Here is a 20,003-nt window from a genome sequence, read left to right as displayed (position 1 = left end):
CTAGTTCTGGGTTAGCTTGAAAGTTCTCTTCGATGAGTCGCAAAGGGATTCATGGAGCGTTTGTACGCGTCTTCCAGAAGCACACGTTTCTTTTCGCTTGGCGAGAAAGACATCCTCGATAATGCAAGCAAGATTAGTGGATTCTAGACGAATTGGCCGAGCAAGGCTCATTAGAGATTGCCCAGGCCTGTAATGTCGCTCTGCAAAAGCGGCATCTCGGTCATAATAATGATCAAGTTTAATCTGAGATGACATCTCTTTAATGACATAATCTACAACTCCACTTTCATCTGAAAATACCTTCTCCAAATCCAATGAAAAAGCGATTTCCGCAGCAATGGCGCTACTTAATGATTCGTTTCCCCATGAGACCTGAAAAGGCCCCGAAGCGAGAGATATTTTCTCTTTAGGCTTTATGTTCTTAAACCCGTAGGCTGTAGAACGTGACGAGACAGGAGCACCAAGAGATCTTAGTGATAATTCACCAAAGACCCTATCTGAGCCCCACTCCAGTGAAGGCATTCGCGAAACCGCTGCCCTAGAAAAGGTAACAACATCTCCACTGATAGTTTCTATAACGAGTTCGCCGCTAAACGATTGAAAGATACTCTTACCACAACAGTTTGAAAAGTAAGGAAAAAGCGTATCAAAACGCTTATCCGTCCACTCAAAAACAGGGATAAAAGAAACTTCCGTTACTAAATTGCGGCAAACGCGTTGTACACCCTGAACAGAGGTATTGATCGTACTATAAACACATTCCGTGATTATAGAGACCCCTTTTACAGCGTAAAACGTTTCTCCCTTGTAGGTGATTTTGCATAGTCCATTAATAGTCGTTTTCATTATATAGTTTCCTTACGTAAGGGGTTTTAGGATACGCTGAAAGAGTAAATTCAGCTTCGAGAATAAAGCGCCCCATTTTTTCCGGGTCGCGAATTTCCTTCCAAGGATTTTCCTCAGAAATAACCAAAGGAGTTTCCACCCCCTCGAAAGCGGGCATCCAGTGATTCAGTTTACGACACATATCCTCAACAAAACCGAGCGGTCTATAGCCAGTACTATTTGTAGACGGTATTTCAATAACACGAATACGAATAGACAATTTTTCGTACGCAAGACCCGGCAGATTTGGAACAACGCGCTTAGGGAGAGGCGGCATTACCACAAGACTCATACCAAAAGAAGTTCCCAAAGTGACCTCAAGATTATCCGCTGTGTAGGCAAACACAGGGATACCCGAGTATTCCCTCATAAGCTTACGCGCGATATCGTATTGCAAGTCTTCTAAAAAACTATTCATATTAAAGCCCTCCCAGATGTTGACGAGTTACGAGAGCATTACTGACCCGGTGAGCCGTTATGGCCTGCGGGAAAGAACTAAACCGAATAGCGCCCTTTGCAATATCCAACAAATGCTTGCGCGCGTTATTAGCATTACGAACCTGATCCGGGGTAAGACGAATATTTGGGATTCGACTTTGAAGCGCCTCCACAATAAGTCTACAAGCGCAGCCCTTAAGCTCTCTAGGAATGAGCGCTTGCTTTTGGCTCGATTGCAGCATAGGCGGCAGGTGAAGCCGAACGAACATGACGATGTCTAATATAATTTCGATGAGCGGGTCTGATTGCCCCTCCGTTAACGCTCGCTGTCGAAGGAGCTCAACTTGCGGTGCCGCAAGGTAATCGTAGACATCATTGGGTTTAATAAGTATCCAATCTGTGGAATTCATAGTATTTTAATTTGAGGTTTTTTAGGTAACGAGAATAAATTATCCGGCCCGACCAGCGAGCCGGATAACGATATAATTAGACAGTAGTTGTCACCAGCTTTTGGATACCCAAATCTGACGTAACAACGATATTAGAGTAATGCTCCACAGAAATATCTGTGTACTTAGCATGCTCCTCCAAGTAGACACGGAAATCGTTTCCTGAATCCGTAGGCGTAACAAAACGCTTGATATTTGAAGGCTCATCCTTTGTGACAGCTGCTTGACCAAAGAACGCGTAAACAGCATTCTCCGCCATCGGCAACTTGCCCCCCGATAACGCCTGATAGCGTGATCGAATGACACGAACATCATCGACTAGCAATTTACGTGATAATTCTTCAGGAGATATATCAGCAGAACGAAACGCGCCAGCATTATCCTTACTTTCATAAGTTGAAGCACGCGCATCCCAAGAACCCTCGCTAAACAAGATGCGATTAGGACGAACACCACTGGCAGTAGCCGCTGTGATTATGGACTTTCTTAAGTCGCCATCCGGGTTACTCGTTTTACTCCACTGCAGTTTTGTAAGCTTAGCGGATTGATCTAACGCCGAAATCGCACGAAGAATTTCATTTCGATAAAGACGCTGAACAAGCAACTGAACGTAACGCTCCTGCCAGTCATCACCCATGACCTCGTCATGGTCGACGCGAATTGTTAACCCCTTATTAATCGTCTTCTCATTTACAGATGTGCCCGAATACTCGATACGCTTAAAGGAACTTCCTATAGCGCGAACATCGTCCGCTTCCGCCAAAAAGGCCTCCGCGTTGTTTTGCTTCTTGAACTCGAAACGGCGACCGACCGGAACAGAAGGAGCAATAAAATCCAGCATTGCAGCCAAATTTTCAGGATCCTTCCATCCAGTTGAATAAGCTGTCAAAGCTTCCGAGAAATGAGCGGCGCTGAAGCGAGACTCAGATGCAGTTTCAATTTTATTTGCGTTAGTTGGTTCCATAATATTTTCTTTGAGAGTGAGTGTTTTACTTATTTTCCTTTTCGAGACCAAGAGTTGGAGTAAACTCCACCATACCGCCTTCGAAACCGCCCGTGATAGCGATTCCATAAATGTGATATAACCCCTTAGGCATTAATTTGTAGTTGATGGCCTTGCCGCCCTGAGTGGACGTCAAGAGGTCACCTGCAACGATTTTGCTGCCTGCGACAATTTTCATCGTACCGGCGTTGGAACCAAGAATTTGGGCATTGACCAAATCCCCCTGGTTTCCACAATCCGTGATGACACAAATGGCGCGATCACCTTTTGAAACATCACCTACGGTAGCGGAAGCGATTTGCCCCTGAGCTCCCCTGAAAGCGCCAAAAATATATTTTGTGTTTATATTTTCAGCCGCCTTGAAGGTGAGATTACCTTCGGCATGCGTGGATACACTACCGATGTTATTTGCTGTGTTATTTTGTTCTTCTTTCATACTTTTGTTTGGGTTTGAGTTTAGAGAAAAAATTCCTCAAAAATGTCCTGACGCAACTTTTTAACCGTGCGCCAAGCTGTGGTGTAATCCTCTCCAGTTTCCGCCATGCGCGCATTAACGAGCGTAAGGAAATAGTTATTACCCTCATTGCGCTTGCGCGAATTCGCGACATCATTTGTTATCGGAATTTTTGGAGAAAATTGACGTACACCTTCCGTTATTTCTTTTGACTGGGCATATTGAACCAATTCAACAGAAAGCAATCGATCGGGCTCATAAGTATCATTTCCAATACATTTCATTCTCCATGACGGGATTGCCATCTTGTATTTAAGTGTATGATACAGACGACAGCCATTTTGATTCAAAGAAACCAGAACCCAGATACCATCATGCCGAACTTCGAGATCCGATATTCTGCCGCAAATTTTTTGTTTAGAATTCTCCAAACAGACGACAGGAAGCTTTTTAAAATAGCGAAGCACTAGACTTAGGATTGAGTGAAACTTAGCAAGCACCAGATAAGCGCTATAGGAATTAACGCATTTTGTACCATTTTCATACGGAAAGTTTCCGTACGACTGGACATGAAACCACACAGACGTTGCCAGTTCCTTTTTTAACTTAATTCTTTTACTTAACATATTCATGACAATTTATTCCGTTTCATTTGAAGTTAACTCTTGATCCTTCGTATCCGGCTTAGGGATACTAAAACGCTCGCGAAGCTTGTTTTCGGGGATAGCGAGCCCCATCTCCCAAAGCCTGCGATACAGTTCCAAATCCCTAAGCGATTGGTAGTGATTATTTGAATTCACGCGAATGTAGGCCTTACCACGCTCCACACCGAACAAGTATTTGAGCACGAAACGATCTACCTGAATATTGAGCGTTTCCGAAACAAGAGCGGCATCATCCTCCTCCAGAAGCGCTGATTCTTCCGATTGCAAAGAAGCACCTGCTGATTGCTCGCGAGAGATGGTAGACAAATCACTGCCACGCCAAAGGGCTGACATGGCGCGATCCATGCGCTCTACAAGCTTAGGGTAAGGAAGCTCTCCGCGAGCGGTTAGGTCGATGGGCTCGATATCCGTCCCCCTATTAAGCAGCGCGTGAAACTCGGAACCAAAGTCAAGTACGGCACTTCTGGCAGAATCCCATTGCGGAGTTCCCGGAATCGCATCCGTTGTGCCCTTGACGCCCGGCATGCCATTACGTTCGCAATAGACCAACCAATCACGCAAAGGAAGATGCTTAAACAAATACGCAATTGAACAAGATTCCATCAGACCATCGCCCGCTGTCACCAGCCAAGAACCCTCCTCTAAGGCAATACCCTCCTGAGAACTGTCCGATTTAAGAAAGCGCAATCGGCCGGTTTTATTCTCAAAAAACCAAAGCGGTACGAAACGAAACGACGCCGTAAGCTTTCCGGTTGTTGCGTTAGGTTGATAAACGATTTCATGAACCGCGTATTTTTTACCAATCGAATCCATCATTTGCTTAACCAAAAGAGAGAAGCCGCCAAATTCATTATTATCGCAAGCATTGGTAGAGGTGAGATTGTTATAAAAATATTCAAGAGCCGCTTTATGCATGAGAGCCTCCTCGGAATCATCGACCGTGAGGACACTCCAGGGAAGGCGCGCAACAGACTTCTTTCGCTTAGCGGCAACCCCCTTTAAGAGATCATCGCGGCGTTCGATGGCATCCCAAGCGAGCGCGGCAGGAGCTAAATTACCCCCCTGAAAAGCATCGAGCACACGAACAAGCGACTGCGGCGTGAGATTACGAATGGGGTTAATTCCCGATCGATATGAATTTCGGAAACGTGAGTTTGGAATAATTGAGCTTGTTTTCATAATGAGTAGTTCTTTGTGTTAATTGATTTGCGAGATATTGATTCGTAATGACTTTCGGGATACATTTCCTTCGAGGCACTTATCGCTAAAGCGAGTGCCCAGAAACGATCCGAGTGACCATTCTTCCCACGAGTTGACGTAAAACGAATGCCCCCGGTTGAAGTAATCTCCTTACGAATCGATCTAAAGTCTGAACGAATATATTTGTCCTCAGGAAAACGAAGTGATTTTTGCTCCAAAGCCTTCTTCACATCAAAAGCCATTTGCTCTTTATTAACGCTCGTGAAGTGAATTCCCTGAACACGACTTTGGCCGAAACGAGATTGGGCAACCTCGACAAACTGGCGACCGATACCCGTTTGGTCGATAAATGCACGCTGAAGATTGGGGAGTGCGAGATAGTCATTTAAATATTTCTCCTGGAGATCGAAAGTTGCCCTTTCTAGGCACAAAATGGATCGAGTAAACAGAACACCATCGATCGATTCCAGAAGCCAGAAGACTGTTAGATCGTGATCTCGGCCGATATCGACACCCAGAAAAAGCGGATTGCGACCCGAGTTTGCGAAATCAATTTCCCAGTTATAATCAGGCGTATATTCGCAAGGAAAAACCAATTCGGCGGGAATAAAGCAAGCAGACTCGTCCATGGGCTCGCACATATATTCCTGCTGAAAAGAGTCCTCATCGGCACACGCGGAACGAATGTAATCAAAGTAAGCCGCCTCATCCATAGATTGGCGATCATCGCATTTTGGCAATTTTTGCTTAAGACGAGAAAGAAAACCCTGATCCAGAGCATCCTGAAGCGTCACTCTATGATAAGAAATGTCCTTTGGATTTCCATTATACTTTATATCCCGAATGAGCGCGTTGAAATAATTATCCTTACCCCGATGCGTTGAAATGATTTCGAGTTGACCGCCCCACGTGATACCAGGGTAGGCGATGCTATAGAGGAGACGAGGATCCGGATGGAGCGCAAACTCGTCCAGAACACGCGAACCACGCTTTCCCGCTTGAGCATCCGCATTTGAAGAAAGCGAATGGACACGCGTGTTGTTAGCAAATTTCAGCGAAAAAGCAGAAGAACGCGAACTCTCATCAATGATAGAAGCGCCGAGATCTGTAGCCGCGAGCTGTAGCGTTTTAGCAAACGCCTTGCAGTCCTCCAAGAAAAGTTTTGCCTGAAGTTCGTCACGCGAAGACACCCAAGCATCGAGCGCATTTCCGACACTCGATTGACGACGAATAACGCTATAGGCCGTGGCCCAAGAGATACCGATCTGACGAGATTTTTCCATCAACTTAATACGAGAAGTGTCCTGAATCCAGCGCTGTTGATAAGGAAGAAAAAAAGTTTCCATGAGAATTGAGAGATTTTGAGTTTAAGAATAATTTGAGATTAGAGATAACAAAGGTGGGCCCCTGCGCACTTCTCGATGAGAAAGCGCGTAGACATAAGAGATTCTTGAAACGCGAGACGCAGCAGATGCCGTAACGAGTGGACTACTGCGCCAATCGCGATTCAGACGACCACTCCTGAAAAGTCAGGAGGGCTATAGTTAGGGTAGGGCTTATTTCCAGGGTAACGAGTTAAGAGGGCATAATGAGACGTTATAGAAGTTTAAGTTGTTCCTCGATCTGCAGGAGAGTGGCCTCCGTCAACCCATCTTTTGTTTCACGAACTGAGTTAAGCGCGGCTCGCACGCATTCCTTCTTCTGCTCGAATTCCTCTTCGCGAATTTGGTGCTCACGCACCTTTATCTCCAAATTCCGAAGCGATTTATGACTACACGCCAAACGCTGCATGATATTGGCAAGCTTTTGAAGAGAATCCAAATCGAGATCCTTATTTTTATCCTCGCAAAAGAACGTGAATACGGCATCCCAGGCGACAGACATTGACTCTCCGGCAGCATGGTGACCAGGATTCCAGATCTCCATGACCTCATCCGTAAGCTTTTTGGAAAGCCGAAGCGAATCGAGATGACTGACAAACTGCGGCCCCGGCATTGATGATGATTTAGTTTCCATAATAAACAGAGTGAAGTTAATAGCCTAGAAAGCAGCGACCAGACCCTGGGAATCCAGGTAATCTCTGCCATCAGCAGTTAGTGAATATCGAGTAGCGGAAGGACTAAGCGTATTTTGCCTTGTCGTGATCATTTTCTTTTCAATCAAATAGTGTAGTTCTTTTATTAATACACATTGATCCAACTTAAACCCGGCAACACAAACCCCTTGACGGACAGTTTCGATGGGGAGACTACCCGGGTAGGCGGCCTCGAGTTGTAGGAGAATAGCGTGACGCAACAGTAATTGGTTATTATTCATGGGTTAAATCCTTTCTTGAATTTTATCGGTTTTAAAAGTGAGTTCGGTGAGACGTTGGTGAATGAGCTTTGTTTGGACGATGAGAGCGGCGATGTGCTCTGAATTTTTGCGAATCAATTTATCCAGATAGTCGAACTGCTTAAATTTCACGTATTCACGAATTTGAAACAGCAAGACGAATATGGTTAAGATGACGATAGTTAAGTTTAACGAGTTCATAGGAGTTAACGGACGTTGATGAACGAACCCCCAAAGTAGAGGCCGATAATGGCCGCCACCAAGTGAGTATCGATCGGGGTTATGACGAGACCGGAGAGTTCCACCCACTTTATCTTTTCGATATCGCAGAAGAAGAAGAGGAAACCTCCGGAAAGCTGAGGGTAGCCCAAGTGGATAGGAATTTCCGGAAGAAAAACCGCAACCAGCTTAGGAAAAACGACAATGGAGAAAACAGCTGAAAGAGCGATGAGACGACGCGTCCATTGAAAAGCCGGGTTTTCGTAGATGCGCGCCTCATGGATGATCTTACTCTGCTTCAGGAAGAACAGGCGCTCGAGGTGCCGCGACTGCGCGGCCATACCCCAGAGGCGCATGATACTTCCGATAATGGATGACCCAAATAGGGTAATAAGTTCTGAAGGGATATATGACATTGTGGGTTATTTAGGGTTTACCGAAATTCGGGGTGAGTGAAAAAGCGGGACAACCATTATACACAAGTGTCAAGTATTTTTCCACTCGGTAATTGGGATAATTGGGATAATTGGGATGATTTTAAAAAATAGTTGATTTTTCTTTAGTTTTTATAAACATATGTTCACTAAAAATGGCTATTTTTATCCCCTTTTCTCCGGAAATCAGGCCGGGATTTTTGAGAAAAAACGCACATTACGAGGTTATAATTAGCGAATATAGCCCAGATTCTGACTGATTTTGAAAAAATTAACGCAAAAAATGACGATTATTGATTTGGATCAAGTGTTTTTGGCCCAGAATCACCCACAATACGGTTATATTTTCCCGTTAATTTGTCGCGTTCATACTTAGTAAAACCCGCATTTTCAATATTTTTATTATCTAGAAGCGTACGCGTTTTGCCAGGAGTGTGCTTTGAAGCGATATTAGGAGCCGTATACACTTTCCTGATACATTGACCCGTCCAAGGATCTTTAGTAAGAGGCCCCCGATCCATGTGGTGCTCAATCTCGATAATATCGCCAAGAGAACCATCATCATGAACAATTTGATATAAATAGATAGGCATGGCTTAAATAGAAAGCTCCAGACTAACAGGCGCGTGATCTGAGCCAAAGATGTTTGTACAAATTGAAGCGGATTTAATATCAGATTTTAAATTTTGAGAAACCAGAAAGTAATCTATACGCCAACCGATACTACGCTCACGCGCATTAGTACGATAAGTCCACCACGAATACTGGCCCGGCCTTCCGGGGTTAAGCGAGCGAAAAGCATCAATAAAACCAGCATCGAGAAGCGCAGTAAAGCCATTACGCTCCTCCTCCGTGAAGCCAGCATTTTTGCGATTGGAAGACGGGTTAGCGAGATCGAGTTCCGTGTGAGCTACGTTGAAATCGCCACAGACGATGAGAGGCTTCTTCTGAGCCAGGTGCGTCAAATAGGCTCGAAAGTCGGGATCAAAATGATTGACACGGTACGGGAGACGCAAGAGCCCACGCTGCGAATTCGGAACGTAGACATTTACCAAAGTAAAACCCTGAAATTCGGCAGTAATCACACGCCCCTCGCTAGGATGAGGATGTTTGGCGGATTTAGGGAAATCCAACGAATATGAAAGCGGCTCGATTTGGGAGATAATGGCCGTACCGGAATAGCCCTTTTTATCTGCGTGATGGAAGATTCTGTAAGGGTAAGCATCCAGTGCTAAGTCCGGACAAACGTCATGAGAGAGCTTGGTTTCCTGGAGACAGAGGATCTGAGGCTGCATTGATGCAACAGAAGCCTCAAAACCCTGACGCATTGCGGATCTAAGACCATTTACATTCCAAGAAACAAGTAACATAGTAAGAAAAAAGTGAATATTAGATAAGAATAAGACAATTTTGGAGCTTTGACAAGTAATGACAAATTATTTATCATTAAGCATTTCAAATTAACGGGAACGAAAGCGCATGCCATTAGGAGATACGATAGTAGCATTAGGAACACCACGCGGAGAATCTGCGATTGCAGTGGTGCGGCTATCCGGCCCGGAGTGTAAGCGAATCGCCCAAGAAGCGATTGGAGCAAACACCCTCCCCCACCCCAGGAAAGCTGTGCTCGGAACGTACCGCGATAAAAGAGCTACCCCCCTGGACCATGTACTTTATACCTATTTCGAAGGACCCGCCTCTTACACAGGGGAAGACATGCTAGAGATCAACTGCCACGGCAACCCGTTGATTGTGCAAAAAGTACTTGAGGACCTGATGGCACGGGGATGTCGGCACGCGGGACCAGGGGAATTTACAAGGACAGCGTACTTGAACCAGAAAATGGATTTGAGCCAAGCCGAAGCCGTTTCCGACATGATTACCGCGAGAAGCGAATTTGCGTTAAAAGCCGCTCAAAAGCAATTGCGAGGAGGACTAGGCAAAAAAGTAGAATATTTTACCGATGAGCTGGCGCAAACAATTGCTGAACTAGAAGCCTTCGTGGACTTTCCGGAAGATGACCTCCCACCCGAAGACGAGGCCCGAAACGTGATACGACTGAGCAAAACGATTAATGATTTAGACACTCTAATCGCTACGAGCCATTATCGAAGTTTTCTAAACGAAGGCGTAAAAACACTTATCATAGGAGCGCCAAACGCGGGAAAAAGCAGTCTATTAAACGCACTATTAGGGGAAGAAAGAGCCATCGTGAGCGAACAACCCGGGACAACGCGAGATTTTATCAGCGAAAGTATCATGATCGGGCAGCACTGTATTCGAATCATTGATACAGCAGGCCTGCATGAGGCGGGAAGTGACATAGAAAAGATAGGCATTAGCAAAACAATGGAGAAAAGCCATGAAGCCGACCTGTTTTTGCTCGTAATAGACCAATCCCTACCCTACCCCACCCTGCCCGAAGAAGTGACAAAAGAGTTTACACCCGAAAAGACAATTGTACTTAAAAACAAAATTGACCTAGCCACGAACCAGAACCAAAGCGAAGTTATAAGCGGATGCGAGCATGTATCCCTCAGCCTAAAGACAGGTGACGGCCTAAGCGAGCTACGAAAAGCCCTTGAGCAGCGGCTAGAGCAAAGAACAAACGGTCTAGACGAGAATACCCTTGTGGTGAACGCGCGCCATGCTCACGCACTCATGCGCGCCAAAGAAAGCGTTGAGGCAGGCCTTAAGTTAATAAAAGAAAAGGGACCAACTGAGCTAGCCAGCAGCGAACTGAGAGAGGCACTGGAGCATTTAGGGGATGTTGTCGGAAAAATTGATAACGAGAAGATATTAGATAAATTATTTAGCACATTTTGCATTGGGAAATGAGAAAAGGACTGACATTCGACGAAAATAACCCGTACGACGTAATTGTCTGCGGAGCAGGACACGCAGGCTGCGAGGCGGCTCTGGCTGCTGCTCGCATGGGAACAAGAGTATTACTCTTAACCGGCAATATCGACACCGTCGCGCAGATGAGCTGCAACCCCGCAATAGGCGGGCAAGCCAAAGGACACATTGTACGAGAAGTGGACGCGCTAGGCGGGGAAATGGGCGTAAACGCAGATGTGACCGGCATACAATATAGATTATTAAACGCCTCCAAAGGTCCTGCCGTACAAGCACCCAGGACGCAATGCGACAAAAAAGCGTACCAATTTCGCATGAAGCACATTATAGAACGCTCCGAAAACCTAACCCTCTTTCAAGCGATGGTGGCAGGACTCATCTATAAGAACGGGAAAGTTGTAGGTGTTGAGACAGGATTAGGCGTAAACTTTTATGGAAAAACAGTGATTGTGACGACAGGAACCTTTCTACGCGGACTCATGCATATCGGCCAAAACAAGACTGAAGGCGGCCGGATAGGCGACATAACTGCAAAGACCCTCTCGCAAAGCTTCGTGGACGCCGGAATCGAGCTGGAACGCCTTAAAACAGGCACCCCCGCGAGAATACTCGGAGCAAGTATAGACCTAAACAAGTGCGAAGAGCAGAAGGGCGACACATCCCCCACCCTATTTGGCTTCTACGCCGAAGGCAGTAACGATTTTAAGCAATTGTTCCACGTGGAACATCTTGACCAACAGTACATCGGCTGGGTTCCTGGGAGCCGCACAACGTCCTGCTGGATGACCTATACAAACGAGCGGACGGGCGAGGTTATCAACAACAACCTCGAAAAATCCCCCATGTACAACGGGAGCATACAAAGTGTAGGCCCGCGGTATTGCCCCAGCATAGAAGACAAGTACGTGCGCTTCGCCGACAAATCCGGCCACAGACTATTTCTGGAACCAGAGGGGCTTAACACGGACGAATGGTACATTAACGGCCTATCCACTAGCCTACCCTTTGATGTGCAAATAGAATTTCTAAAAACAATCCCAGGGCTGGAGAACGCAATCATGCTTAAGCCGGCCTATGCGGTTGAATATGATTACGCACAGCCAACACAGATCTACGCATCACTGGAGTCTAAGAAAGTTGAAAATCTATTCTTTGCAGGGCAAATCAACGGGACCACAGGCTACGAAGAAGCCGCGTGCCAGGGATTAATTGCCGGCGTGAATGCTGCTGAAAAAAGCAGAGGCGGAAAGCCACTGATCGTGGGGCGCCACGAGGGCTACATAGGGGTACTAATCGACGACCTAGTGACCAAAGGAACCCAAGAGCCGTACCGCATGTTTACCAGCAGGGCAGAGCACAGGCTATTACTCAACCACGCGAGTGCTGATGTAAGATTAATTCACCTTTGCAAGGAACACGGCTTGATGCCGGAATCCAGAATCAAGCGCACAGAAGCGAAACTTGCGGCAATCAAGGAATGGGAAAATCGATTCGAGACAGAAAAAGGCAAAGGAGGAACCTGGGGTGACAACATTCGCAAATGCGAGAACCTAGAAAGCGTTGAACTGCCTGAAGAATTTAGAAAAATCAGCAAAGAAGCCCAGGAAGAAGTATTATACAGGGCCAGATACCGCGGTTACCTAGAGCGAGAGATGCGATTATTAGAAAAAATGGTTCATCTAGAGAAGATAAAACTCAAAAGAGACACCGATTACCTGCAAATAAAAGGCCTACGGACGGAGAGTGCCCTAAAACTAAACGCTATAAAACCTGAAACCCTGGCTCAAGCAAGCCGAATAAGCGGTGTAAACCCAACGGACATCAGCCTACTCATGGTCATGATCAATGCCTAAACGAGAGACCCCATGAAGTTCGGCCTTAAATACAAACCCTACAGGAGACGCTTCACAAAGCCCCTCAAAAGCCCCAGCGGGCTATGGAAGTATAGGGAAGGAATTATAATACAATTAACAGACCCTAACGGCAGGCGCGGGTATGGTGAAATTGCGCCACTGGAGTGGTTCGGAACAGAAAGCATTGCAGAAGCGATCAAATTACTGGACTCCTTTTCCGGAAACATCGATGCTAATGCAATTAGCGCGGGGTGGGGGACATACCCCTGCAGTACATTCGGACTGCGAGCCGCGATTGGTGACTTTCAGCAGAAGAAAGAACGTAAGTTTGAGACAGTAATACTAGTAGGGTCGACAACAGAAGGCTTAAAAAGGCTAGAAGAAGGAATTAAGCACCTGAAACTAAAGCTCACTCGTGAGGCTAAGGAAATTGAATTAGAAGGCATCAAAGAATTAGTGAGCCTAGGCGCCAAGGCAAGACTAGACCCTAATGGCGGGCTTTCTATGAGCGAATTTATGTGGTGGATGGAAGCACTTGAAGAACTGCAAGGGATTGAATTCCTTGAACAACCCTTAAATGTAGGCCTTGAACGAGAAATGATTGCGGTTTCCCAAAATTTCAAGACAACAATAGCATTAGATGAGTCGATTGGCTCCATAAAAGACATACTAGAACTAGAAAAATCAGGATTTAAAGGGCTATATGTAGCCAAACCAAGCACAATGGGCGACCTCGATAGGGTAGGGGAGCTTGATGACGATATACTAAAACGCATGGTATATTCGACCGTGCTAGAAAGCTCAATTGGCATTGAGGCGAGCCTAGGAGCCATACCCGCAATCTGCGACCATAAAGTGGGCTTTGGGACTAGTGACTTTTTCGAACGAGACGGGATGTATTGCCATGGAGAGGGCTGTGAACTATATTATGGCAGAATGACTGAAGCAGAAAAGGAAGAGATATGGACGCGAGCACGCTGGAAATAGATGAAAAAGGTGCATTTTGGAAAAAATTGCAGCCCTATATAGCCGAAGCCCTTCAAAAATTGCAGCTAAAAGCCAAAAAAGGCAATGTGATCGTTGCCGAAAACGACCCGATGCGCTTTTTAGGAGCGCTATTTGCGGGAATATTGAACGGAGAAGCTGTTTTTTTGGCAAATGCAGACTGGAGCTACGATACATGGGAGCACTTTAAACGCATCGTTAAAGGCGGGTATTTATTCAGCAAAGCAGGAAGCGAGCCTTACGGGATCGAGATCCAGGAAAATCGCCATTTAGGCCATATCATGATCCCGACAGGCGGGAGCACAGGCGGGGTGAAACTCGTTATTCACGATTGGGAGAATTTAAAAGGCTCAGCCAAGGGCACACAGACATTTTTAGGCGGCGGCGCAATTAATTCGGCATGCCTATTACCCCTTTACCACGTAAGCGGGCTCATGCAAGCCGTGCGCGCAGTCATAAGCGGTGGCGATATCGCATTTATTGATAATAAATCAATAAAACACCCGAACGATCTACCCAGGCTAGGGGAGGGCTACGTGACCTCATTGGTGCCCACGCAAATGGGACGCCTATTGCAAAACAAGACAGGGGAGCAATGGCTGAAGCAATTTGATTGCATTTTCTTAGGAGGCGCCAAGACGGACGAGACACTACTTGAGCAAGCACGAGCGGCACAGCTAAAAATATCCATCTGTTACGGCGCGACCGAGACTGCATCCATGGCAACCGCGATGAATCCGGAGACGTTCCTAAAAGGCGGTAATGGAGTAGGGGAGCCCTTAGGGGATTTCGGTATTCGTATTTTGAATACAAAACCATTGGAAGCAGGCAAAATTAAAATCACTGGTCCTGTATACAAAGGCTATTACCCAAGCCTAGAGCCGAGGAATAAAATTTTCGACACACATGATCGCGGAATGATTAATGAAGAAGGCAGCATTATCATTTTAGGCAGGGATGACAATATCATCAACACCGGAGGGGAGAAAGTTGACGCGGAAGAAGTCGCGGATGCCATTCGGGCATTAAACGCAATAAAAGACGTATTCGTTTTCGGGATACAAGACCAGGAGTGGGGCGAAAAAGTCGTCTCGCTTGTGGTCTGCGATGAACGTATCTGCAATTCGGATACACTCACAACACTACTTAAAGAAAAACTAGAGCGATACAAGATACCAAAAGAATGGGTTTGCGTTGAGAGGATTCCCTTGAATGACGCGGGGAAAGTTGACCGCGTCATGGCACGAAGAATCGTTTTAGAGAATAGAACGGAACAGAGCGGCTCCCTTATTAACCTAGAAAACGCAATTGCCGCGCGACACAGCCAATTAAAAGCTATGCTGAAAGCGCTATTAAACGGCAAAAGTGAAATTACTCTGGAAATTGGGTGTGGACACGGAGATTATTTGACAGCCTATGGCCAAGCAAACCCTAAAGAATTCTGCGTAGGCGTCGATATACTAGCAAAGCGCCTGAGAAAAGCGGACAACAAACGCCAAAAAAGAGGCCTTAATAATGTATTATTCGTGAAAACAGAAGGAAACGAACTATTGGAAGCGTTACCAGAAGAGACAAAACTGGGGAAGATTTTCGTTTTGTTTCCGGACCCATGGCCAAAGAGACGCCATGAAAAAAACAGGCTGATACAGGCAAATTTCCTGGAGTCCATTGCCACATATAGTGCGGAAGGAACGCAATTATTTATACGAACAGATCACGACGGTTATTATGAGTGGGCAAAGGAGCAGATAGCCAGCAGCCAGCATTGGCGAGAAGACACGGACGCGACATGGCCATTTGAGCAAGAAACCTTTTTTCAAAAACTAGCCGACAAGCATAGATCTGTTATCGCAAGGCGTCGACCGGCCAGTATTATTAATAAGTAATACGGAATGATATTTTTTTATTGCTTTATATGTAATCCTTTTCTAAACATAAAGATACACCACAGCTATATACCCCCACCCCGATAGATGCCTGGAGAGAATAAAGAAAGAACAAATGCCGCTGATGCCTATTTTTCCGCGGCAGATATGCTCTTTGTTTTTGATGAAGACTCGCGGTACAAGTTTGCCAATTCGAGGGCGGAAAGCTATCTAGGCACTGATATCGGAAACATATTAGGCAAGAAAGCAAGAGAGCTACTAGGAGATGAAGAAGACGCCATATCGAAACACGTAAAACGCGCAATTTGCAGTCAACAAAGCATACATACCCTACAAAAGATAAAAGTGCGCGGAGAAGACAAAGTGTTTGATATTGTGTTAGCGCCGATTAGGGATATTGAAACGAAAGGCACGAACGTCTACGGAATATTCAGGGATGTTACCGAGTACAGCAAAGGCCAAGAAATTTCCGCCATAGACGGCTGGCAAGACGTGCTAGAAAATTTACCCACGGCAGTGTTCCAAATCATGGAGATGGATGACGGGAAACCTATGGTGAGCTACGTTGGCAGCGAGTTTCACCGCATTATGGGCCATAAAACCGAGGTAGGCGCAAAGGACATTTATAAAATATGGAATAGAGTTAACAGCTCAGATATTGATCGTGTTAAAAACGTAGTTAAATGCTCGATACAAGAAGGGAAAGGATGGAACGTTACCTATAGAGTGCGAAAGAAAGACGGCGGGGAACGATTTGTAAAGGAAATGGTATCCGCGGAAAAGACACAAATAGGACGAGGACGCATATGGACTGGGGTGATCATGGACATAACGGAGATGCAAGCGCCCACTACGATAAATATAGAAGGAAAGAAAACGGAGCAGACCAATCCGTTAGATCTCAGTTGGGAAGCAGACGAACAATGGAAGTTTATCAAGATAGGAGAAGCTGCCAGCGCGATATTAGGATACTCATCTAACGACATAAAAGGCAAAAAATTATTCGATTTAGCAGATAACGAGAACAGTGAAAACATTAAAAAACGGTTGAAACGCGTTCAGCAAGAAAGACGAGCGTTTTCGAATTATACATTCAATTTATTATCGAAAGAAGGAAGTGCAGTCATTGTAACTGTTAGCGGAAAACCGCGACACGCAGGAGAAAGCGCCGATATTGCGGGCTATCAAGGAACGCTAGAGGACGTAACAAAGCAAGTAAGCGGCAAGCAATACGCTAAAGAAGAAATTGATTATTTAAAAGACATCATAGACCTATCGCCCGTGGCAACGTATGCCTGCCACCCTATGAATGAACTTGCGATGACCCGCGTGAGCCAGAACGTTGAAAAAATTTTGGGGCATAGGGCAGAAGATTTTCTAGCAGACCCACTTTTTGCGCTAAAACTAGTACATAGCGAGGACCAGCCTGTTTTTCTGGAAAAAGTGAGTGAGCTGATGCATAGCGAAGATAGCACCTACGCCTGCGAGTATCGATTCAAAGACAACACGGGAGGATACCTGAGGGTACGCGATGAGATGCATTTAATAAAAGACCCCTACGGAAAAATATACGAAATCATTGGGTATTTAATGAACGTAGAGCCGATTGCGGATAAAGAGCAGGCGAGTGAGTTTAGCAAAAGCTCGCCAAGAAACCTGGAAAGCGCCTTAGAAGAATCCAATAATAGACTAGAAGAGAGCATGATATACGCGCAACACATGGCACAGGAGGCCGAACTGGCAAATGCCGCAAAAACAAATTTCTTGACCAATATTAGCCATGAGATACGCACGCCCATGAATGCCATTATGGGAATAGCCTCGATACTAGGGGACACTTCGTTGACGCTTGAGCAAAAAGATTACGTGCATACGATTTTAAACAGCAGCGAAGCGCTCCTGGAAATCGTGAATGATCTATTAGATTTTGCAAAAATAGAAGCCGGAAAAATAAAACTAGAAGACATTCAGTATGATTTGGTGACCTGTATAGAAGATAGCATTGATTTGTTTTCCGTCAAAGCGGCAGAAAAAGAAATCGAATTAATTTATGAAATCGATGAAGCGGTACCAACGCGCCTGCGCGGGGATCCTAGCCGATTGCGCCAAGTGATCATTAACCTGATTAGCAACGCGCTGAAATTCACTCCGGAAGGAGAAGTTTGTATAAAAGTAGGACTGGATAAATATGACGGGCAAGATGCTACCCTGAAGTTCTCTATAAGAGATACCCGCATTGGAATACAAGAAGACGCTCATGAGCATTTATTTAAAGCATTTTCCCAAGCGGACGAATCCACAAACAGGAAACATGGCGGATCCGGCTTAGGACTAACAATTTGCCGAAAGCTACTAAAAATGATGGGCGGCGAGATATGGTTTACAAGCAAAGAAGGAAAAGGGACTACGTTTTTCTTTACGATGCGTACGAAGCTCGGCGACCCTGTTTCTAACGAAGAAAACCAACTACAATCGACCCTATTGAAAGAAAAAGAAATACTCATTGTAGATTCTAATAGGTGCAGCGCCGCTAGCTTGTCCACTTCACTAAGAGGGTGGGGTGCAAACACGCATAGCGTTCAAGACAGCGAGGCTTGCCTGACAAAAGCAAAGCAGTTAGCGAGATGCCATTTAATCATCATTAAAGACTCGGGGCGAAAGACCTATCTATTAGACCTGATTGATCAATTGAAATCAAATTCGATAACGGAGCATATACCCATTATCATCACTCACCCTAAACATAAGAAAGAAACGAGAGAGAGCTGCCAACATATACTCAATATAGCATTTTTAGGCACCCCCATTCGTAAAACACCCTTACTGTCTGTAATTGCGGATGTGCTCACCTTAAGAAAGAAAGGTCATACAAGAGGACTAAACCCTTATTCATTCCAAGCACACCGAACGGAACCAAATGATATGCGAGTACTGACTGTGGAAGATAACAAAGTTAACCAGAAAGTGACACTCCTGACATTGGAGAAGTTAGGCTATCACATAGAAGCCGCAAGTAACGGCCTGGACGCAATCAATATGGTACAAAGCGCCTCTTATGACATTATTTTCATGGATATGTATATGCCCCAAATGGACGGGCTTGAGACAACGAGATGGATACGATCCAATTTAGGAAATCGCAAACAACCGTATATTATCGCAATGACAGCAGCCGCATCTACGGAAGACGTCCAAAAGTGTATAGAGGCCGGGCTAGACGACTATATTTCGAAGCCTTTTCGCGTAGAAGATGTCGTGAAAGCCTTACAGAACTTTCGCCTTAAGACAAAGGGCCTCGATTCCGCGAGTAAAGCACCGCTGCCTGCATAAAATCAGTTAACGGAAGGATTTTCGGGAGCGTCTGCCAAGAAGAGCAGCTCGGGATGAATTTGGCCGATAATCTCTCTCCAAAGCGGGTGTTTTTCATCGCAAGGCACATGCAAGCCGCTAATGGAAGAGAGAAACCAGTTATGGTGCTGGAGTTCAAATTCGAGCTGGCCATCAGTCCAACCGGAGTAGCCTAAGAAGGCTCGAATTTCGATACTGGGATCCGATTTAAGAAGTTTGACGGCCTTTGCCTCGGGGATACCGAAATAGAGCTTAAAGACCTTTTCCTCGTTAAACCATTGCCATGCGGTCAAAATGATCTGATCTGATCCTACGGGACCGCCCTCGTAAATGGGGACTTGAGCCAATGGGCTGTGCGAAAAGGAGTTACTATATTCCTCAAGCGTGAGGTGGAGCGGGCGGTTGATAACGACCCCCAGGCCACCGGCACCGGGGTTATATGCGGACAGGAGGACTACGGACTTCTTAAACTGAGGATCATGGAGGCCGGGGTGGGCGATCAGGAGCGAGCCTGCTAGATCTGGAAAGAAGTCGAATGATGAGTCCATGAAGGGGCCTTTCTAGTTAGAGTTGGGTGATCGGAACACGAGAATCGTTAAGCAATTGTTGGACCAAGGGGTCATTTTTGTAATCAAAGTGATATTTAATTGTTTTTACGCCAGCTGCGATGAGCATTTTGGAACAATGGACACAAGGGTAATGCGTGAGGTAAGCCTGGGAATTCTGCACAGTAACACCTCTACGAGCGGCATCCGTGATCGCATTTTGCTCTGCGTGGACAGTAGCGAGCTCATGCCCATCTCTGACAACGGAATTATGGGGTGCACCAGGCAGAAAGCCATTGTAACCAGCTGCGATAATGCGGTTTTTATGATCCCCCTCTGAAACGAGGATGCAACCCACGTGAAGACGATCACAAGCGGATCGGGACGCAATAAGCATCGCAGTGGCCATAAAGTATTGATCCCAAG

General features: G+C 45.7%; 21 protein-coding genes. 5 read left to right on the top strand and 16 right to left on the bottom strand.

All coding sequences use genetic code 11. The features are described 5' to 3' along the window. The 14 genes from AUJ82_03265 to AUJ82_03200 form a co-directional block, all read right to left on the bottom strand. Positions 1-846, bottom strand: coding sequence for a hypothetical protein (locus AUJ82_03265; protein ID OIO60441.1), 846 nt, complete (start codon positions 844-846; stop codon positions 1-3). Further along, positions 830-1,303 (bottom strand): hypothetical protein, encoded by a 474-nt coding sequence (locus AUJ82_03260; protein ID OIO60440.1) that lies wholly within the window; start codon positions 1,301-1,303, stop codon positions 830-832. The genes AUJ82_03265 and AUJ82_03260 overlap by 17 nt, the downstream gene beginning before the upstream one ends. 1 nt (position 1,304) lies before the next feature. After that, positions 1,305-1,733 carry a hypothetical protein gene (locus tag AUJ82_03255; GenBank protein OIO60439.1) on the bottom strand — a complete coding sequence of 143 codons (429 nt, stop codon included), beginning with the start codon at positions 1,731-1,733 and terminating at the stop codon, positions 1,305-1,307. Between the two features lie 76 nt (positions 1,734-1,809). Beyond that, the gene (locus tag AUJ82_03250; protein ID OIO60438.1) at positions 1,810-2,736 is read right to left on the bottom strand and encodes a hypothetical protein; all 927 of its coding nucleotides are present in this window, start codon (positions 2,734-2,736) and stop codon (positions 1,810-1,812) included. Between the two features lie 25 nt (positions 2,737-2,761). Continuing rightward, complete coding sequence (locus tag AUJ82_03245) at positions 2,762-3,211, bottom strand: hypothetical protein (GenBank protein ID OIO60437.1); 450 nt, start codon at positions 3,209-3,211, stop codon at positions 2,762-2,764. Between the two features lie 20 nt (positions 3,212-3,231). Continuing rightward, on the bottom strand, positions 3,232-3,855 hold the full coding sequence (locus AUJ82_03240) for a hypothetical protein (protein OIO60436.1): 624 nt from the start codon (positions 3,853-3,855) through the stop codon (positions 3,232-3,234). A 12-nt stretch (positions 3,856-3,867) separates the two neighbouring features. After that, a complete protein-coding gene (locus AUJ82_03235) occupies positions 3,868-5,073 on the bottom strand; it encodes a hypothetical protein (GenBank protein ID OIO60435.1) in 1,206 nt (401 codons plus the stop codon). Then, the gene (locus AUJ82_03230; protein ID OIO60434.1) at positions 5,070-6,440 is read right to left on the bottom strand and encodes a hypothetical protein; all 1,371 of its coding nucleotides are present in this window, start codon (positions 6,438-6,440) and stop codon (positions 5,070-5,072) included. The genes AUJ82_03235 and AUJ82_03230 overlap by 4 nt, the downstream gene beginning before the upstream one ends. A gap of 250 nt (positions 6,441-6,690) precedes the next feature. Then, positions 6,691-7,110 (bottom strand): hypothetical protein, encoded by a 420-nt coding sequence (locus tag AUJ82_03225; protein ID OIO60433.1) that lies wholly within the window; start codon positions 7,108-7,110, stop codon positions 6,691-6,693. Between the two features lie 24 nt (positions 7,111-7,134). Further along, a complete protein-coding gene (locus AUJ82_03220; GenBank protein OIO60432.1) occupies positions 7,135-7,410 on the bottom strand; it encodes a hypothetical protein in 276 nt (91 codons plus the stop codon). Between the two features lie 3 nt (positions 7,411-7,413). Next, positions 7,414-7,629 (bottom strand): hypothetical protein, encoded by a 216-nt coding sequence (locus AUJ82_03215; protein ID OIO60431.1) that lies wholly within the window; start codon positions 7,627-7,629, stop codon positions 7,414-7,416. Positions 7,630-7,634: 5 nt separating this feature from the next. Beyond that, positions 7,635-8,063: a hypothetical protein gene (locus tag AUJ82_03210; protein OIO60430.1), complete on the bottom strand. Its 429-nt coding sequence runs from the start codon at positions 8,061-8,063 to the stop codon at positions 7,635-7,637. Positions 8,064-8,371: 308 nt separating this feature from the next. Beyond that, positions 8,372-8,674, bottom strand: coding sequence for a hypothetical protein (locus AUJ82_03205; GenBank protein OIO60429.1), 303 nt, complete (start codon positions 8,672-8,674; stop codon positions 8,372-8,374). Between the two features lie 3 nt (positions 8,675-8,677). Then, positions 8,678-9,451, bottom strand: coding sequence for an exodeoxyribonuclease III (locus tag AUJ82_03200; protein OIO60428.1), 774 nt, complete (start codon positions 9,449-9,451; stop codon positions 8,678-8,680). A gap of 109 nt (positions 9,452-9,560) precedes the next feature. Between AUJ82_03200 and AUJ82_03195 the strand changes: the two genes are divergently transcribed. The 5 genes from AUJ82_03195 (at position 9,561) to AUJ82_03175 (ending at position 19,014) form a co-directional block, all read left to right on the top strand. Continuing rightward, positions 9,561-10,919 (top strand): tRNA uridine-5-carboxymethylaminomethyl(34) synthesis GTPase MnmE, encoded by a 1,359-nt coding sequence (locus AUJ82_03195; protein OIO60427.1) that lies wholly within the window; start codon positions 9,561-9,563, stop codon positions 10,917-10,919. Continuing rightward, positions 10,916-12,793 (top strand): tRNA uridine-5-carboxymethylaminomethyl(34) synthesis enzyme MnmG, encoded by a 1,878-nt coding sequence (locus AUJ82_03190; protein OIO60426.1) that lies wholly within the window; start codon positions 10,916-10,918, stop codon positions 12,791-12,793. The genes AUJ82_03195 and AUJ82_03190 overlap by 4 nt, the downstream gene beginning before the upstream one ends. 12 nt (positions 12,794-12,805) lie before the next feature. Further along, positions 12,806-13,780: an o-succinylbenzoate synthase gene (locus AUJ82_03185; protein ID OIO60425.1), complete on the top strand. Its 975-nt coding sequence runs from the start codon at positions 12,806-12,808 to the stop codon at positions 13,778-13,780. Beyond that, positions 13,756-15,684: a tRNA (guanosine(46)-N7)-methyltransferase TrmB gene (locus AUJ82_03180; protein OIO60424.1), complete on the top strand. Its 1,929-nt coding sequence runs from the start codon at positions 13,756-13,758 to the stop codon at positions 15,682-15,684. Before AUJ82_03185 ends, AUJ82_03180 begins: the two co-directional genes overlap by 25 nt. Before the next feature lie 87 nt (positions 15,685-15,771). Then, positions 15,772-19,014 carry a hypothetical protein gene (locus tag AUJ82_03175; GenBank protein ID OIO60423.1) on the top strand — a complete coding sequence of 1,081 codons (3,243 nt, stop codon included), beginning with the start codon at positions 15,772-15,774 and terminating at the stop codon, positions 19,012-19,014. Between the two features lie 2 nt (positions 19,015-19,016). Here the strand turns inward: AUJ82_03175 and AUJ82_03170 are convergent, their stop codons facing one another. Next, a complete protein-coding gene (locus AUJ82_03170; GenBank protein OIO60422.1) occupies positions 19,017-19,580 on the bottom strand; it encodes a hypothetical protein in 564 nt (187 codons plus the stop codon). Between the two features lie 16 nt (positions 19,581-19,596). Further along, positions 19,597-19,986: a dCMP deaminase gene (locus AUJ82_03165; protein ID OIO60488.1), complete on the bottom strand. Its 390-nt coding sequence runs from the start codon at positions 19,984-19,986 to the stop codon at positions 19,597-19,599. Between the last annotated feature and the right edge of the window lie 17 nt (positions 19,987-20,003).

The sequence above is a fragment of the Verrucomicrobia bacterium CG1_02_43_26 genome (genome assembly GCA_001872735.1).
Taxonomy (GTDB): Bacteria; Verrucomicrobiota; Verrucomicrobiia; order Opitutales; family CG1-02-43-26; genus CG1-02-43-26.
This window is presented reverse-complemented; position numbering and strand designations above follow the sequence as displayed.

Excerpts from the sequence above, each read along its gene's own strand:
- AUJ82_03220 (OIO60432.1), bottom strand. The coding sequence starts at position 7,410 with ATGAATAATAACCAATTACTGTTGCGTCACGCTATTCTCCTACAACTC.
- AUJ82_03205 (OIO60429.1), bottom strand. The coding sequence starts at position 8,674 with ATGCCTATCTATTTATATCAAATTGTTCATGATGATGGTTCTCTTGGC.
- AUJ82_03230 (OIO60434.1), bottom strand. The coding sequence starts at position 6,440 with ATGGAAACTTTTTTTCTTCCTTATCAACAGCGCTGGATTCAGGACACT.
- AUJ82_03195 (OIO60427.1), top strand. The coding sequence starts at position 9,561 with ATGCCATTAGGAGATACGATAGTAGCATTAGGAACACCACGCGGAGAA.
- AUJ82_03260 (OIO60440.1), bottom strand. The coding sequence starts at position 1,303 with ATGAATAGTTTTTTAGAAGACTTGCAATACGATATCGCGCGTAAGCTT.
- AUJ82_03190 (OIO60426.1), top strand. The coding sequence starts at position 10,916 with ATGAGAAAAGGACTGACATTCGACGAAAATAACCCGTACGACGTAATT.
- AUJ82_03165 (OIO60488.1), bottom strand. The coding sequence starts at position 19,986 with ATGGCCACTGCGATGCTTATTGCGTCCCGATCCGCTTGTGATCGTCTT.
- AUJ82_03255 (OIO60439.1), bottom strand. The coding sequence starts at position 1,733 with ATGAATTCCACAGATTGGATACTTATTAAACCCAATGATGTCTACGAT.
- AUJ82_03170 (OIO60422.1), bottom strand. The coding sequence starts at position 19,580 with ATGGACTCATCATTCGACTTCTTTCCAGATCTAGCAGGCTCGCTCCTG.
- AUJ82_03175 (OIO60423.1), top strand. The coding sequence starts at position 15,772 with ATGCCTGGAGAGAATAAAGAAAGAACAAATGCCGCTGATGCCTATTTT.
- AUJ82_03180 (OIO60424.1), top strand. The coding sequence starts at position 13,756 with ATGGACGCGAGCACGCTGGAAATAGATGAAAAAGGTGCATTTTGGAAA.
- AUJ82_03240 (OIO60436.1), bottom strand. The coding sequence starts at position 3,855 with ATGTTAAGTAAAAGAATTAAGTTAAAAAAGGAACTGGCAACGTCTGTG.
- AUJ82_03250 (OIO60438.1), bottom strand. The coding sequence starts at position 2,736 with ATGGAACCAACTAACGCAAATAAAATTGAAACTGCATCTGAGTCTCGC.
- AUJ82_03215 (OIO60431.1), bottom strand. The coding sequence starts at position 7,629 with ATGAACTCGTTAAACTTAACTATCGTCATCTTAACCATATTCGTCTTG.
- AUJ82_03200 (OIO60428.1), bottom strand. The coding sequence starts at position 9,451 with ATGTTACTTGTTTCTTGGAATGTAAATGGTCTTAGATCCGCAATGCGT.
- AUJ82_03245 (OIO60437.1), bottom strand. The coding sequence starts at position 3,211 with ATGAAAGAAGAACAAAATAACACAGCAAATAACATCGGTAGTGTATCC.
- AUJ82_03265 (OIO60441.1), bottom strand. The coding sequence starts at position 846 with ATGAAAACGACTATTAATGGACTATGCAAAATCACCTACAAGGGAGAA.
- AUJ82_03210 (OIO60430.1), bottom strand. The coding sequence starts at position 8,063 with ATGTCATATATCCCTTCAGAACTTATTACCCTATTTGGGTCATCCATT.
- AUJ82_03235 (OIO60435.1), bottom strand. The coding sequence starts at position 5,073 with ATGAAAACAAGCTCAATTATTCCAAACTCACGTTTCCGAAATTCATAT.
- AUJ82_03185 (OIO60425.1), top strand. The coding sequence starts at position 12,806 with ATGAAGTTCGGCCTTAAATACAAACCCTACAGGAGACGCTTCACAAAG.
- AUJ82_03225 (OIO60433.1), bottom strand. The coding sequence starts at position 7,110 with ATGGAAACTAAATCATCATCAATGCCGGGGCCGCAGTTTGTCAGTCAT.